Origin of the sequence: Variovorax sp. efr-133-TYG-130 (assembly GCF_030208835.1) — a bacterium.
GTDB lineage: Bacteria > Pseudomonadota > Gammaproteobacteria > Burkholderiales > Burkholderiaceae_C > Variovorax.
This window is the reverse complement of the sequence record NZ_JARVTD010000040.1, coordinates 43634-57728: the sequence shown is the minus strand read 5'-3', so window position 1 is coordinate 57728 and position 14095 is coordinate 43634. Positions and strand designations below refer to the sequence as shown.

At 68.3% G+C, this 14095-nt stretch carries 13 protein-coding genes and 2 riboswitches; of the genes, 3 read left to right on the top strand and 10 right to left on the bottom strand.

From position 1 onward, the window contains the following. The first annotated feature begins 24 nt into the window (after positions 1–24). Positions 25–936 carry a DUF3014 domain-containing protein gene (locus tag QRN67_RS30295; RefSeq protein WP_285414823.1) on the top strand — a complete coding sequence of 304 codons (912 nt, stop codon included), beginning with the start codon at positions 25–27 and terminating at the stop codon, positions 934–936. A gap of 25 nt (positions 937–961) precedes the next feature. On the opposite strand, the gene gcvP is transcribed toward QRN67_RS30295, so the two are convergent. The 6 genes from gcvP to QRN67_RS30265 all read right to left on the bottom strand — a co-directional run bounded on the left by gcvP (position 962) and on the right by QRN67_RS30265 (position 8997). Further along, the gene (gene gcvP, locus QRN67_RS30290) at positions 962–3871 is read right to left on the bottom strand and encodes an aminomethyl-transferring glycine dehydrogenase (protein WP_285414822.1); all 2910 of its coding nucleotides are present in this window, start codon (positions 3869–3871) and stop codon (positions 962–964) included. A gap of 48 nt (positions 3872–3919) precedes the next feature. Beyond that, on the bottom strand, positions 3920–4291 hold the full coding sequence (gene gcvH / locus QRN67_RS30285; RefSeq protein WP_285414821.1) for a glycine cleavage system protein GcvH: 372 nt from the start codon (positions 4289–4291) through the stop codon (positions 3920–3922). A gap of 63 nt (positions 4292–4354) precedes the next feature. Next, positions 4355–5527, bottom strand: a complete 1173-nt coding sequence (gene gcvT, locus QRN67_RS30280) for a glycine cleavage system aminomethyltransferase GcvT (RefSeq protein WP_285414820.1) — start codon at positions 5525–5527, stop codon at positions 4355–4357. Between the two features lie 45 nt (positions 5528–5572). Further along, a riboswitch (glycine riboswitch) is annotated at positions 5573–5685 on the bottom strand. 12 nt (positions 5686–5697) lie between these two features. Beyond that, a riboswitch (glycine riboswitch) is annotated at positions 5698–5788 on the bottom strand. Positions 5789–6103: 315 nt separating this feature from the next. Then, entirely contained in the window at positions 6104–6664 is a 561-nt protein-coding gene (locus tag QRN67_RS30275; RefSeq protein WP_285414819.1) for a hypothetical protein, read from the bottom strand. Between the two features lie 589 nt (positions 6665–7253). Further along, on the bottom strand, positions 7254–7727 hold the full coding sequence (locus QRN67_RS30270) for a L,D-transpeptidase Cds6 family protein (RefSeq protein ID WP_285414818.1): 474 nt from the start codon (positions 7725–7727) through the stop codon (positions 7254–7256). Between the two features lie 79 nt (positions 7728–7806). Continuing rightward, complete coding sequence (locus QRN67_RS30265) at positions 7807–8997, bottom strand: MFS transporter (protein WP_285414817.1); 1191 nt, start codon at positions 8995–8997, stop codon at positions 7807–7809. 91 nt (positions 8998–9088) lie between these two features. Here QRN67_RS30265 and QRN67_RS30260 point away from each other — a divergent pair, with 91 nt between their 5' ends. After that, entirely contained in the window at positions 9089–9877 is a 789-nt protein-coding gene (locus QRN67_RS30260; RefSeq protein WP_106934070.1) for an AraC family transcriptional regulator, read from the top strand. Here the strand turns inward: QRN67_RS30260 and QRN67_RS30255 are convergent. The 4 genes from QRN67_RS30255 to denD form a co-directional block, all read right to left on the bottom strand. Continuing rightward, positions 9865–11142: a TRAP transporter large permease gene (locus QRN67_RS30255; protein WP_081267074.1), complete on the bottom strand. Its 1278-nt coding sequence runs from the start codon at positions 11140–11142 to the stop codon at positions 9865–9867. The two genes, QRN67_RS30260 and QRN67_RS30255, sit on opposite strands and share 13 nt — an antisense overlap. An 85-nt stretch (positions 11143–11227) precedes the next feature. Beyond that, positions 11228–11722, bottom strand: a complete 495-nt coding sequence (locus QRN67_RS30250; RefSeq protein WP_081267075.1) for a TRAP transporter small permease — start codon at positions 11720–11722, stop codon at positions 11228–11230. After that, on the bottom strand, positions 11719–12687 hold the full coding sequence (locus QRN67_RS30245) for a TRAP transporter substrate-binding protein (RefSeq protein WP_106934071.1): 969 nt from the start codon (positions 12685–12687) through the stop codon (positions 11719–11721). Before QRN67_RS30245 ends, QRN67_RS30250 begins: the two co-directional genes overlap by 4 nt. A gap of 45 nt (positions 12688–12732) precedes the next feature. Beyond that, entirely contained in the window at positions 12733–13752 is a 1020-nt protein-coding gene (denD, locus tag QRN67_RS30240) for a D-erythronate dehydrogenase (RefSeq protein WP_285414816.1), read from the bottom strand. 96 nt (positions 13753–13848) lie between these two features. Here denD and QRN67_RS30235 point away from each other — a divergent pair, with 96 nt between their 5' ends. Continuing rightward, positions 13849–14088, top strand: coding sequence for a hypothetical protein (locus QRN67_RS30235; RefSeq protein ID WP_285414815.1), 240 nt, complete (start codon positions 13849–13851; stop codon positions 14086–14088). The last annotated feature ends 7 nt before the right edge of the window (positions 14089–14095 follow it).

Sequence of the window (14095 nt, the reverse complement as noted above, 5' to 3'; positions counted from 1 at the left end):
ACGCCAGCCAAAGGAAACCGACCCATGCCCGAAAGCGATATCCGCGACACGCGCGACGCACCCGAATTCCGCCCCCGCCGCGAGACGCCCGTTGGCACGATCATCGTCATCGTGCTGGTGCTGCTGGCCGCCGGCTTCTTCGGCTGGCGCTGGTACCAGCAACAGCAAAAGCCGCCGGAGCCCACGCCCGTGGCCGCCGCGCCGGCCGACGCACCGCCGCCGCCAACGCCCGCAAAGGCCGAGCCCACCGGCCCGCAGAACCCGGTCGATGCGCTCGCGCCGCCCGACGCCGCGCTGCCCAAGCTCGCCGATTCCGATTCGCGCGTGATGAAGGCGCTGGCCGAGCTGCTGGGCGCGAAGAACGCCGAAGCCTTCCTGCGTTCCGACGGCATCGTGCGGCGCTTCGTGGCCACGGTGGACAACCTGGCGCGCGAGCAGGCGCCCGCCAGCGCATGGCCGGTGCAGCCCACGGGCCAGCGCTTCATCACCGAGGGGCAGGGCGAGGCGCAGACCATTTCCGCCAACAACGCGGCGCGCTACAACGGCTTCGTGATGCTGGTGCAGTCGGTCGATCCGGCCAAGGCCGCGGCGGTGTACGCCAGGCTCTATCCGCTGTTCCAGCAGGCCTATGAAGAGCTGGGCTACCCGGGGCGCTACTTCAACGACCGGCTCATCGCGGTGATCGACAACCTGCTGCAGGCGCCCGAGCCCAAGGGCCCGGTGCAGGTGCGGCTGGTCGAGGTGAAGGGCGACGTGCCTTCGCAGCGCCCGTGGGTGCGCTACGAGTACGTCGACCAGGCGCTGGAGAAGGCGAGCGCCGGCCAGAAGATCATGGTGCGCATGGGCCCGGAGAACGAGCGCAAGATGAAGGCCAGCCTGCGCGGGCTGCGCCAGCATATCGCGACCGCGGACCTCGCGAAGAAGAAGTCGCAGTAGCCCAGGCCGGCCTGGGCAACTGGACTCAGGCCTCTTCGGTTTCCTGGTAGTCGCCCACGGGCACGCAGCTGCAGAACAGGTTGCGGTCGCCGTACACGTTGTCGACGCGGCCGATCGGCGGCCAGTACTTGGCGTTCTTGAGCGTGGCCAGCGGGAACGCACCGAGTTCGCGCGAGTACGGGTGGCTCCACTCGGTGCCCAGCAGGCTCGCGGCGGTGTGCGGCGCGTGCTTGAGCGGGTTGTCCTCCTTCGGCCAGACGCCTTCCTCGATGCGGCGGATTTCGCCGCGGATGGCGATCATCGCGTCGATGAAGCGGTCGAGCTCGGCCAGCGGCTCGCTCTCGGTGGGCTCCACCATCAGCGTGCCGGGCACAGGGAAGCTCAGCGTGGGCGCGTGGAAGCCGTAGTCGATCAGGCGCTTGGCCACGTCCTCGGCGGTGACGCCGCTGGTGTCCTTGAGCGGGCGCAGGTCGAGGATGCACTCGTGCGCTACGTGGCCATTGGGGCTGGCGTACAGCGTGGGGTAGTGGTCCTTCAGGCGCGCGCTGATGTAGTTGGCGCTCAGGATGGCCGTCTCGGTCGCGGCCTGCAGGCCCTTGGCGCCCATCATGCGGCAGTACATCCAGCTGATCGGCAGCACGGCCGCGTTGCCCAGCGGGGCCGCCGACACGGCCCCCACGCCGTGCGAGGGCACGCCGGCCGTCACATGGCCCGGCAGGTACGGCACCAGGTCTTCGACCACGCAGACCGGACCCACGCCCGGGCCGCCGCCGCCATGCGGAATGCAGAAAGTCTTGTGCAGGTTCAGGTGGCTCACGTCGCCGCCGAACTCGCCCGGCGCAGCCACGCCGACCAGCGCGTTCATGTTGGCGCCGTCCACGTACACCCGGCCGCCGTGCGCATGCACCAGCTCGCAGAGTTCCTTCACGCGAGTTTCGAACACGCCGTGGGTGCTGGGGTAGGTGATCATCACCGCGGCCAGGTTGGCGCTGTGCTTTTCGCAGGCGCGCTTCAGGTCGTCCATGTCGACATTGCCCTGCGCGTCGCAGGCCGTCACCACCACCTGCAGGCCCACCATCTGCGCGCTCGCGGGGTTGGTGCCGTGCGCGGAAGATGGAATCAGGCAGATGTTGCGATGCCCCTGGCCCTTGGCTTCATGGAAGGACTTGATGGCCAGCAGGCCCGCGTATTCGCCCTGCGAGCCCGCGTTGGGCTGCAGGCTGATGCCCGCGTAGCCGGTGGCCTCGCACAGCCAGGCGCGCAGCTGCGCATCGAGCTGGGCGTAGCCGAGCTGCTGGTCGGCCGGCGCGAAGGGATGGATGTTGGCGAACTCGGGCCAGGTGATGGGGATCATCTCGCTGGTCGCGTTGAGCTTCATGGTGCAGCTGCCCAGCGGGATCATGCTGCGGTCGAGCGCCAGGTCCTTGTCCGACAGGCTGCGGATGTAGCGCAGCATGGCGGTCTCGCTCTTGTGGGTGTTGAACACCGGGTGCGTGAGGAAGGCGCTCGCGCGGCGCAGGTCTTCGGGGATCAGCGGCGTGGTGTTCGCGGCCAGGTCGTCGAAGCGCGGCAGCTGCTTGCCGGCGGGCGCGAACAGGGCCCACAGCGTCTCGACGTCGGCACGCGTGGTGGTCTCGTCGAGCGAGATGCCCAGGTGCTGCTGCAGGCGCTGGCGCAGGTTGACGCCGGCGGCCTGCGCGCGCTCGATGATGGCCGGCGTGTCGTCGCCGGTGCGGATCGTCAGCGAATCGAAGGCGGTGGTGTTGACCGGCTCGCGGCCCATCTGCGACAGGCCCGCCGACAGGATGGCGGTGAGCGCCGCCACGCGCTGCGCGATGCGCGTGAGGCCGTCGGGCCCGTGGTACACGGCGTACATGCTGGCCACCACGGCCGGCAGCACCTGCGCGGTGCAGATGTTGGAGGTGGCCTTCTCGCGGCGAATGTGCTGCTCGCGCGTCTGCAGCGCGAGGCGGTAGGCGGGCTGGCCGTGCGTGTCGACGCTCACGCCCACCAGGCGTCCCGGCAGCGAGCGCTTGAACTCGTCGCGGCAGGCCAGGTAGGCGGCGTGCGGGCCGCCGTTGCACAGCGGCATGCCGAAGCGCTGCGTGGTGCCGCAGACGATGTCGGCGTCGAACTCGCCCGGCGCGACCAGCAGCGTCAGCGCCAGCAGGTCGGCCGCCACGATGAAGGCGGCATCGCACTGGTGCGCATGGCCCGCGAGCGGGCGCAGGTCGTGCACGTGGCCGGTGGTGGCCGGGTACTGCGCGAGCACGCCGAAGAATGCGCCGCTCACCATCAGGTGCGGCAGCGTTTCCGACACCGTGCTCACCTTCACCTCGATGCCCAGCGGCGCGGCGCGCGTCTTGATGACTTCGATGGTCTGCGGATGGCAGTCGCCCGACACCAGGAACACGTTGCTCTTGGCTTTCACGCTGCGCTTGGCGAGCGTCATGGCTTCGGCGGCGGCCGTGGCTTCGTCGAGCATCGACGCGTTGGCGATGGCCATGCCCGTGAGGTCGCACACCATCGTCTGGAAATTGAGCAGGGCTTCCATGCGGCCCTGCGAGATCTCTGCCTGGTAGGGCGTGTAGGCGGTGTACCAGGCGGGGTTCTCGAGGATGTTGCGCAGGATGACGCCCGGCGTGTGCGTGCCGTAGTAGCCCTGGCCGATGAAGTTCCTGAACACCTTGTTCTTCGAGGCCATCGCCTTCAGCTCGGCCAGCGCGTCGGCTTCGGTCACGGGGGCCGGCAGCCGCATCGGCCGCGCCCGGCGGATGGCCGCGGGCACGATGCCGTCGATGAGCTCCGAGCGCGTTTCCGAGCCGATCACCGGCAGCATGCGCGCCTCGTCCGCCGCATCGATGCCGATGTGGCGGGCGAGAAATTCTTCGGCATTCTCTAGTTCTTGCAAAGAGGGAAGGGCGGGAATCGGCATGGCGGTGGGGGCTCGGGAAGAAGGGGGCTCGGAAGAAAAATCAGGCGATCAGGACTCGGCCGCGAACTTGTCGTAGGTGGCGGCGTCCAGCAGGGCGTCGAGCTGCGCGGGCTCGCTCAGCTTGACCTTGAAGAACCAGCCGGCGGCCAGCGGGTCGCTGTTGGCCAGCGACGGGTCGGCGCGCAGGGCTTCGTTCACTTCGGTGATCTCGCCCGACACGGGCATGAAAACGTCGGCTGCCGCCTTGACCGACTCGACGACGCCGGCAACTTCGCCCTGCGCAAAGGTCTTGCCGACTTCGGGCAGGTCGACGAACACCACGTCGCCCAGCGCGTCCTGCGCGTGCAAGGTGATGCCGACGGTGGCTGCGTCGCCTTCGGCCGACACCCATTCGTGGTCCTTGGTGTACTTGATGCTCATGGTGAGAAAACTCCTCGTGGAAAAAATGAATCGGGGTGCAGAGCCTAGCCGGGTCTGCCGCGTTCAGCCGCGGTAATAGCGGGTCGGCACGAAAGGCATGGTCGAGACTTCCATCGGCACCGGCTTGCCGCGCACGATGGCCTGCACGCGGGTGCCGGGCTCGGCGAAGGCGGTGGCCACGTAGCCCATGGCGATGCAGCGGTCGGCCGTGGGGCCGAGCAGGCCGCTGGTGACGATGCCGATGTCCTGGCCTTCGAATGACTGCAGCACCGTGCCGTCGCGCACCGGAATGCGCTCCAGCGCCACGAGGCCCACGCGCTTGCGCTTCAGCGTGTCGTGGTCGGTGTGGCCGGCGGTGCCCGCCGTGGCGGCGGCGAGCTGCGCGAGGATCTTCGCGGCGCCGGGGAAGCCGCCTTCGCGCGCGCCGCCAGCGCGGCGCACCTTCTGCATCGCCCAGTTGAGCGAAGCCTCGACCGGCGTGGTGGTGGTGTCGATGTCGTTGCCGTACAGGCACAGGCCGGCTTCGAGCCGCAGCGAATTGCGCGCGCCCAGGCCGATGGGCTTGACCTCGGGCTGGGCCAGCAGCAGGCGGGCCAGCGGCTCGGCGTCCTTCGCGGCCACCGAGATCTCGAAGCCGTCTTCGCCGGTGTAGCCGCTGCGGGTGACGAAGGCGGGAATGCCGCCGATCTGCAGCGCGCCGCCGGTCATGAACACGAAGCGCTCGATGCCGGGCGACAGCCGCGCCAGCGTGGCCGCGGCCTTGGGGCCCTGCAGCGCGAGCAGGGCGTGGTCGGGCAAGGGCTGCACCTCGCAGCGGGAGCCGATCTTCTGCTGGATGTGCGCGATGTCGGCCACCTTGCAGGCGCCGTTGACGATCACGAAAAGCGAGCCGTGGCCTTCGTTGAAGAACATCAGGTCGTCGAGGATGCCGCCTTCGTCGTTCAGCAGCAGGCCGTAGCGCTGCTTGCCGGCGGGCAGGTCGATCACGTCGACGGGCATCAGGGTTTCGAAGGCGGCCGCGGCGTCGGGGCCGACGAGGCGCAACTGGCCCATGTGGGAGATGTCGAACAGGCCGGCCGCATCGCGCGTGTGCTTGTGTTCGGCCATGAGGCCGGCGGGGTACTGCACCGGCATGGAATAGCCGGCGAAGGGCACCATGCGGGCGCCGAGCTCCACGTGAAGGTCGTGCAGCGGCGTCTTGAGAAGTTCGGTAGCGGGTGCGGAGGAAGCGGCCACGGGGCACTCCAAAGGGGCAGACAAAATCCATGACGCAAGCCATGGGCCACCCCTGCTGTCCGCTTTACCTGAGAGATTCGCCCCACGATCGGGGTTTGCTCCTTCGGTGGGCCGCTGCGCCGTTTGCGGTACGGCGGCCTCTCTCCAGCAAGGAAACGCCGGTGTTCGCCGGCGCCTTGTCAGTCCTTTTGCCTGAGCGTTCGGGAAACCCCTGCGCCTTCGGCGGCCCCGGCTGGCGGGGCTCTCTCCTGACCCCGCCGAGTGTAGTTGATACGGGAAGGAGCGCTGTGTTCAGGGCTTGTGCGCAGGCCACCGCGTGCTCCCCTCCGCGAATGTCCCCCGCCCTTCGGGCTCCTCCTTTATTTCGCTGCGGGGAGCACCCGGCGCCCCGCGCACGGTGGGTACGGCGCTTGTTCGGGCAGTTCAACCGCGTGGTCTATCGATCACGACGATGGGGTGCCTTGCGCAGCGAAATAAAGGGGGAGCCCGAAGGGCGGAGGACATTCGCGGAGCAAGGTACCCCGTCGGCGTGAGCGCGCCCCTAACAGCACTCGGCACAAGAGAGCGCTGTTCCAGTCAGTGCACGACTTCAGCCGGCGGCAGCAGCTTGTCGATCCGCTCGCGCAGCGATTCGGCGCGCTCGGGCCCGGCGGCTTTCTCGATTTCCGTGAGCATGAGCGCGGCGATGGTCAGCATGGCTTCGCGGTCGCGGGCTTCGCGCAGGGCGTCGCGCATCTGCAGCGCGAACTTGGGATCGCGGCGCACGAACATGCGCTCGCAGATGTCGAACAGGAACATGCGCGTGGTGGCCAGGGAGCGCTTGCCGTCGAAGGTGTCGGCCGATGTGGCGATCTGGATCGGCTCGCTCGCGGGGAGCGGTGCGGGTTGGGCGGGCGCCGGGGCAGGGGGCACGGCCTTGCCGGGGGCAACCGCCACCTTCGGAGTCTGCAGATAGCCGCGCTGCACCAGCGTCTGGATGGCCTGCTCGGCTTCGTCGCGGGTGCTGAACAGCGGGCTGAAGTCGCTCAGCGAACGCCGCCCGTCGGCCATGAGCAGCAGTGCGCGTTCACGCTGGCTGAGCGTGCGCTGTCCGCCCTGGAGTTCGTCGCGCGCCTTGTCGGTCTTGGTGGGAAACATGGCAGCCACAGCTTTCGGAGATCGAGGGCAGCAGCATCGTTGCAAGCGGTGACATCTTCATGAACCCTTTTCGCTTATGGAAATGGCGTTGGCCCCGCACGATTTCCCGGTACCTCGACTGCCTTGCCCGGCGGTATGCTCCGGCACCGCGGAAGGGGCCCACCTCATGCTTCCCATCGTCTTTGCACTCATGGCGACAGTCCTGCTGCTCGTGTGGATGGGCTTTTTCATGATGGGATCGCTGCCGCTGCTGATCCTCAAGCACGACACGCCGCTGGACTCGCGCTTCATCCGTGGCCTGTTCAACGTGTATTACCTCGCGACGATGCTCACGGGCAGCGCGGCGGCGCTCTGCTACGCCTGGTCGGGCAGGCCGGCATTTGCCGCGGGCATGGCCTTCGTCGCCGGACTGGCCTTTTCGCTGCGCCGCTGGCTGATCATTCCACGCATGGACCTGCTGCGCGGCACGATCCCGGCGCTGGACGTTTCGGCCCGCCGGTTCCGCCAGCTCCACATTGCCGGAATGGCGCTCAACGTGATGCAGTTGGGCACCGTGGCCTGGGCCCTGACGAAGCTGGGTTGTGAGCCGTCAGCCGCCCGCGCTTTCCTTGCGGATCAGCCACTGGTTGCCCACGCGCTGCAGCTCGAGTGTCTTGCGACCCGTTTCCTTCACCTTGTCGGCGCGGTAGACCTGCTTGAACCTGGCGCTCGCGGCCTGTCCGTTGATGCTGATGACGAGGTCTTCGATGCCCACGCTGATGCTCGACTTGTCCGCGATGCGCGCGCGCCGCTCGGTCTCCCAGCGCTTGCGGTCCTGGTTGCGCGCCGGCGTGAAGTCGGGCGCGTAGGCGGCGAGGTAGCGGTCCGCGTCGCGGGCCGACCAGGCCGCGGCCCAGGCGCGCACCGCGGCCTCGACTTCGGCGATGCCGACCGTGGGAGCGGGGGCTGCTGTCTCGGTAGCTGTGGGCGTTGCCGGCGTTGTCGGCGGCGTGGCGCCGAATGCGGCCGTGGCCAGCAGCAGTCCACCGGCGAGCAGGCTGGTGGTCGTCAAGGATCGGTTCATGGCGCAGTTCCCTCTTTGTCGGTTATAGGCGTCGAGTCCGACGCCGATTCTGGCAGTGAACCAACGCGCCGCGCGAGGCTCAGGCCGCCGCTCGCTCCACCTCGGCCGGCATCGCCTGCATCGACCGGTTGCGCAGCCTCAAGGCCAGCACCGTCGCGACGCAAAGCACGCACAGCACCGTCGTGAGCGTGACGCCGAGGCCGCGCGCATCGGACAGCATGCCGAACAGCGGCGACACCAGGCCGCCCACCGACAGCGCCAGCCCCAGCGTGATGCCGCTGGCCGTGGCCGGGTTGCGCGGCAGGTAGTCCTGCGCCAGCGTCACCTGCGCGGCGAAGGGCAGGAACATGCACATGCCGAGCAGCGCGGTGCAGGCCAGCGCCCAGCCGGCATCTGGCGCGAGCACCAGGCCCGCGAGCGACGGCAGCGCGAGCAGGTAGCCGGCGCGGATCGTGCCCATGCGGCCGATGCGGTCGCCCAGCCAGCCGCCGAGCAGCGTGCCCACAGCGCCCGCGGCGGTGAACGAGGTCAGCGCCGCGGCGCCCTGGAAGGCGGTGCCATGCAGGTCGCGCGTGATGCGCAGCGACAGCATCGACAGCACCGTCACGTAAGGGATCGACCAGCCGATGATGGTCGCGACCAGCAGGCTGAAGGCGCGCCAGTCGTTGTGCGGCTTCAGCACTTCGGCGCCTGCCTTGCGCGCAGCGGCCGCCGTGGCGGCGGAGGCCGCGCCGCTGCCGGCATTGGCGGCCATCCACACGACGCCCATCGCCAGCGCGGGCACGACCAGCAGGTAGCTGCGCGACAGGCTGCCCCCGCTGACCACGGCGGCCGCCAGCACCGGCGCGAAAGACGCGCCGATGGTCCCGCCCACCGAGAACACGCTCATCGCCTTCTGCGACGCGCCGCCGGCCGCGCGCGCCGCCACGGTGGCGGGCGGGTGGTAGGCCGCGATGCCCAGCCCGCACAGCACCATCGCGATCCAGGTCAGCAGGTAGCTGTGGCTCAAGCCTGCCAGCACCACGCCCAGCGCCGCCACCATGAAGCCGGTGGGCACCAGCCAGCCGCGCGGATGGCGGTCTGCGTACAGGCCGAACAGCGGCTGCACCACGCTCGACAGCCCGGTGGCCGCGAGCATCAGGCCCGCCACGGCGGTGTAGCTGTAGCCGCGCTCCAGCACCATGAACGGCAGCAGTGCGGGCACGAGGCCCTGGTAGAGGTCATTGACGGCATGGGTGCCGGTGAGCAACCCGAGTCGGCGCTTGTTCATTCGATCGCTTCTTTCGTTTCCTTGAGGAAAGAGCATCGTAGGAAGCCGTGCGAAGATGTTCTCGCTACGAATCAACAAGCATCGTCGAGAAATGGACAAAGCAATCAACCTGCGGCCCGAAGAGGGCGAGTCGACCCCGCGCGCCGTGGCGGTGCTGGCCACCGACCCCGCCGGCGACGCTTTCATACCGCCGCATGCGCACCGGCGCGGCCAGTTGATCCACGCGATCTCTGGCGTGATGCTGGTGAGCGCCGCGGCCGGCAGCTGGGTGGTGCCGACCGGGCGCGGGGTGTGGGTGCCGGCGGGCATGGAACACCAGATCCGCATGGCCGGCGAGGTGAAGATGCGCACCGTGTTCGTCGAGCCCGGCACGCGCGCCGACCTGGGCGCCGAATGCCGCGTGATCCATGTCGGCGCGCTGCTGAGGGAGCTGATCGTCACCGCCGTGGCGCTGCCGCTGGACTACGCGCCGGGCGGCCGCGACGAGCGGGTGATGGAGCTGATCCTCGACGAGATCGAGGCGGCCCCCGCGCTCTCGCTGCACGTGCCGATGCCGCGCCATGCGCGCCTGGCCGTGCTGTGCGAGGAACTGGTGCGCGACCCTTCGCTGCCCGCCACGCTGGACGACTGGGCGCTGCGCCTGCACATGAACACCCGCACGCTCGCGCGCCTGTTCCAGCGCGAGACGGGCATGAATTTCGGTGCGTGGTGCCGGCAGGCGCGGCTGCTGCTGAGCCTGCCGCGGCTGGCGGCGGGCGCGTCGATCCTGGAGGTGGCGCTGGCGCACGGCTACGAGAGCCCGAGCGCCTTCACCGCGATGTTCCGGCGCACGCTGGGCGTGCCGCCCAGCGTGTACCTGCGCCGGGACTACCTGGCGTAGACCAGGTCGCGCAGCGCCAGCGAGATCCAGGGCACGTAGGTGATCACCATCAGGCACGCCATGATCACCAGCACGAAGGGCACCAGGTGCCGCACGATGCGGTCCAGTGATATTCGCGCCACGGTGCAGGCCGCGAACAGGTTCACGCCGAAGGGCGGCGTGATCATGCCCAGGGCCAGGTTCACCACCATGACCAGCCCGAAGTGCACCGGGTCGATGCCGAAGTGCACCGCCACCGGCGCCAGGATCGGCGCCAGCACGATGATCGCGGCGCTGGTCTCGATGAACATGCCGATCACGAACAGCGCCGCGTTCACGCCCAGCAGGAACATCGCCGGCGACTGCAGCACCTCCTGCAGCCAGTGGCCGATGGCGTCGGGCACGCCCGCGCGGGTGATGAGGAACGCGAACAGCCCCGCGTTGGCGATGATGAACATGATCACCGCCGAAGACATCACCGACTTGCGCAGGATGGCGTACAGGTCCTTCAGCTTGATCTCGCGGTAGATCACCATGCCCACCACCAGCGCATAGAACACCGCGACCGCCGAGGCTTCCGTGGGCGTGAAGACGCCGCCGTAGATGCCGCCGAGGATGATCACCGGCATCAGCAGCGCCCAGCCGGCCTGCCAGAGGGCCCGGCCGAAGGGCATGCGGCCTTCGCCGTCGGTCTTGCCCCAGCCCTTCCACTTGCAGTAGACCCACACGAACAGCATGAGCGCCAGGCTGATCAGGATGCCGGGGCCGAAGCCCGCGATGAACAGCTCGCCGATGGACACTTCAGCGCTCACGCCGTACAGGATCATCGGGATCGACGGCGGAATGATCACGCCCAGCTCCGCGCTGGTGGCCTGAAGGGCCGCAGCGTAGGAAGTGGGGTAGCCGTGCTTGATGAGCGCCGGGATCAGGATGGCGCCGATCGCGAAGGTGGTGGCCACCGACGAGCCCGACACCGCGGCGAAGATCATGCAGGTGAGCACGCAGGTCATCGGCAGGCCGCCCTGCACGCCGCCCACGATGCTCTTGGCAAATTCGACCAGCCGGCGCGAGATGCCGCCGGTTTCCATCAGGTTGCCGGCCAGGATGAAGAACGGAATGGCCGCCAGCGGAAACTTGTTGATCGAATTGAACATCTCCTTCACGGAGATCAGCATGTTGGCGTTCGTCACCTGGATGCCCAGGATCGACGCCAGCCCGATGGACACCGCCACCGATACCGACAGTGCAAAGCAAAGCACCATCGTCGCAACCATCACCACACTCATGATCCAGCCCCCACGCTCGGCACTTCGTGTCCTTGCTGCCCCCCGAGGGGACCGTTCGCTTGCCTGGGGCGGCCCAGCGCGGCGCTCATTGCGCGGTCTCCAGTTCGAGCCGCTTGGGGTCGAGAAAATTGCCGACGATGCCGAACAGGCAGAACAGCGAGCCCACGGGCAGCGCCAGGTAGGACCACACCATCGAGATGCTCTCGAGGCCGGCCATCGACTGCACGCGTCCGCGCATGGCGTAGTCCCAGCCCCACCACAGCACGATCAGCATCAGCACCAGCGCGGCGACGCTCACCACCGCGTCGAGCACGCGGCGCATGCGCGGCGGGCTCCAGCGGTAGAGAACGTCCACGCTCACCATCGCGCCCTGTCTGAACGCCATCGGGATGCCCATGAACACCATCCAGATGAGGCTCACGCGGATCAGGATCTCGCTCCATTCGGCCGGCTGCTCCAGCACGAAACGGGTGACGATCTGGAACACGCCCAGGGCCGACGCGACGACCAGCATCGCGCAGGCCATCAGCATCGAGAAGCCGGTGGTCCAGCGCTCGATGCCCAGGAATTTTTCTTTCACTTGTAGTCGCGGATCTTGTCGAGATTGGCCTTGCCGAAGTCTTTCTCGAACTGGGCATTGACCGGCGCGAGCGCGGCGACGAACTTGGCCTTGTCGACGTTGTCGATCACCGTCATGCCCTTGGCACGCAGGTCGGCCACGCCCTTGGCGTCGTCTTCGTCCACGCGCGCGCGGTTGGCCTTGGTGCCTTCCTTGGCAGCGTCGAGGAAGGCCTGCTTGTCGGCCGCGCTGAGCTTGTCGAAGGTCGCCTTGTTCATCACGAAGATGCAGGGCGAGTAGACGTGGCCCGTGAGCGACAGGTGCTTTTGCACCTGGTCGAACTTGGCCGAGATGATGACCGGCAGCGGGTTCTCCTGGCCGTCGACCGTGCCTTGCTGCAGCGCGGTGAACACCTCAGGGAAGGCCATCGGCGTGGTGATGATGCCGAAGCCCTTGTAGGCCGCGATGTGCACCGGGTTTTCCATCGTGCGCATCTTCAGGCCCTTGAGGTCCTCGGGGGCCTTCACGTCGCGCTTGCTGTTGGTCATGTGGCGAAAGCCGTTCTCGGCCCACGCCAGCGCCTTGAAGCCCTTGGCGTCGAACTTGGTCAGCATCTCCTGGCCGATCGGGCCGTCGAGCACGGCACGCGCGTGGGCCTTGTCGCGGAACAGGAAGGGCACGTCGAGGATTTTGGTCTCGGGCACGAAGTTGGGCACCGGGCCGGTCGAGGAGAACGCGAGTTCCTGCGTGCCCAGCTGCACCGCCTCGATCGACTCGCGCTCGCCGCCGAGCGAGCCGTTGTAGAAGGTCTGCACCTTGTAGCGGCCTCCCGTGCGCTTCTCGACTTCCTTGGCGAAGGTGTCGATGGCGACGCCCTGGTGCGAGTTCTGCGCAGTCGAAATGCTGATCTTCATGGTCGTCTGTGCAAAGGCGACCGAGCTCAGGGCGAGCGAAAGGCAGGCGGCGGCAATGGGGCCGAATTTCATGTTGTCTCCGGGGAGTTGGGTCAGGAACGCGTCAGGCGCAACGGACTATGCAACAACCGGGAGCTTTACCGCGTCGGGATTTTCACGGACGTACTCACGAATGACGGCCTCGAAGCTCTCGTCGGGCAAGAGCCCCAAGGCTTTCGCGCGCACCGTCTCGAAGTGCCCGGGCCAGGTCTTCACGATGCGCTGGACCGCCGGGTCGGGCGTGCGGTCGAGCAGGGCGGTGGCCGCCTTGCCGGCCACGCGCTCGAGCGCCAGCGCCATTTCGCCGACCGTGGTGGCGAGCGAGGGCAGGTTGAGCGCGGTGCGCGGGCCCCATTCGGCGTCGGTTGCTTCGGCGGCGCGCACGATGCCCTCGATGGTTCGCGCCGGTGACGCGACGACCACAGGCGTCGAGTCCGGCACCGGACAGGCGGCGCGCAGCCCGGCGAGCGGCTCGCGGATCATGCCGCTGAAGAAACCCGAAGCCGCGCCGTTCGGCCTGCCCGGCCGCACGCTCACCGTCATGAGCCGCACGCTGCGCCCGCGCACGAAACCCTTGCGCGTGTAGTCGGCCATCAGCTGTTCACCGATGAATTTCTGGATGCCGTAGCTGGTCTGGGGCGTCGGCAGCGTGTGGTCTTCGATGACTTCAGGCAACGGCTGCTCGGGCGAGTCGCCGAACACGGCGAGCGAACTGGAGAACACCAGCACGGGCTTCGTGCCGAGCGCGCGTACCTTTTCGAGCAGCGCATGCGTGGCCGCGAAGTTGCTGCGCATGCCGAGGTCGAAGTCGGCCTCGCATTCGCCGCTGACGGCGGCGGCCAGGTGGAAGATGGCGTCAGCCAGGTGCCAGAAACCGGCGTCGGCATCGGCAGCGAGCTGCGCGTTCAGGTCACCGGTGACGGCGGTGATGCGCGCATCGGATGCGAGGTCGGGCGGCGGGGCGGCGCGGTCGACCAGCGTGATGCGTTCGATGGTGCGGGCCGGTGCGCCGGCCAGCGAAAGGCTGCCTTGCTTCAACAGCGTGCGTGCGAGGCGTGCGCCCAGAAAGCCGGCGCCGCCGGTGATGACGATCTGCATGGGTCTTGTCTCCTTTGAGCGCCAAGAATAAGCGCGGCCGCGGGCTGTGGCATGCTCGTTGGCGGTTTCGCGGATTTCATCGACAGGAGACGCCGGATGCTGACGGTCGTGGTTTTGTGGCTCATCGCCATCGCATGGCTGGTCGCGAACGGCGTGTTCGCGCAGAAGCCTTTGCCGCGTTACCGGCGCAGGCGCGCCTTGTGGGCCTGGATCTTCCTGGGCGCATGTGCGGGGGCGCTTGCTGGCCTGGCCAGCGCGAATTTCTCGCTGCCCGGTGCCATCGCCGGTGCCGTCGTGGCAGGATTCGTCGCGGGCAAGCTCATCGCGCGCGATTGAGCGGATG

Excerpts from the sequence above, each read along its gene's own strand:
- QRN67_RS30295 (WP_285414823.1), top strand. The coding sequence starts at position 25 with ATGCCCGAAAGCGATATCCGCGACACGCGCGACGCACCCGAATTCCGC.
- gcvP (WP_285414822.1), bottom strand. The coding sequence starts at position 3,871 with ATGCCGATTCCCGCCCTTCCCTCTTTGCAAGAACTAGAGAATGCCGAA.
- gcvH (WP_285414821.1), bottom strand. The coding sequence starts at position 4,291 with ATGAGCATCAAGTACACCAAGGACCACGAATGGGTGTCGGCCGAAGGC.
- QRN67_RS30275 (WP_285414819.1), bottom strand. The coding sequence starts at position 6,664 with ATGTTTCCCACCAAGACCGACAAGGCGCGCGACGAACTCCAGGGCGGA.
- QRN67_RS30270 (WP_285414818.1), bottom strand. The coding sequence starts at position 7,727 with ATGAACCGATCCTTGACGACCACCAGCCTGCTCGCCGGTGGACTGCTG.
- QRN67_RS30265 (WP_285414817.1), bottom strand. The coding sequence starts at position 8,997 with ATGAACAAGCGCCGACTCGGGTTGCTCACCGGCACCCATGCCGTCAAT.
- QRN67_RS30260 (WP_106934070.1), top strand. The coding sequence starts at position 9,089 with ATGGACAAAGCAATCAACCTGCGGCCCGAAGAGGGCGAGTCGACCCCG.
- QRN67_RS30255 (WP_081267074.1), bottom strand. The coding sequence starts at position 11,142 with ATGAGTGTGGTGATGGTTGCGACGATGGTGCTTTGCTTTGCACTGTCG.
- QRN67_RS30245 (WP_106934071.1), bottom strand. The coding sequence starts at position 12,687 with ATGAAATTCGGCCCCATTGCCGCCGCCTGCCTTTCGCTCGCCCTGAGC.
- denD (WP_285414816.1), bottom strand. The coding sequence starts at position 13,752 with ATGCAGATCGTCATCACCGGCGGCGCCGGCTTTCTGGGCGCACGCCTC.
- QRN67_RS30235 (WP_285414815.1), top strand. The coding sequence starts at position 13,849 with ATGCTGACGGTCGTGGTTTTGTGGCTCATCGCCATCGCATGGCTGGTC.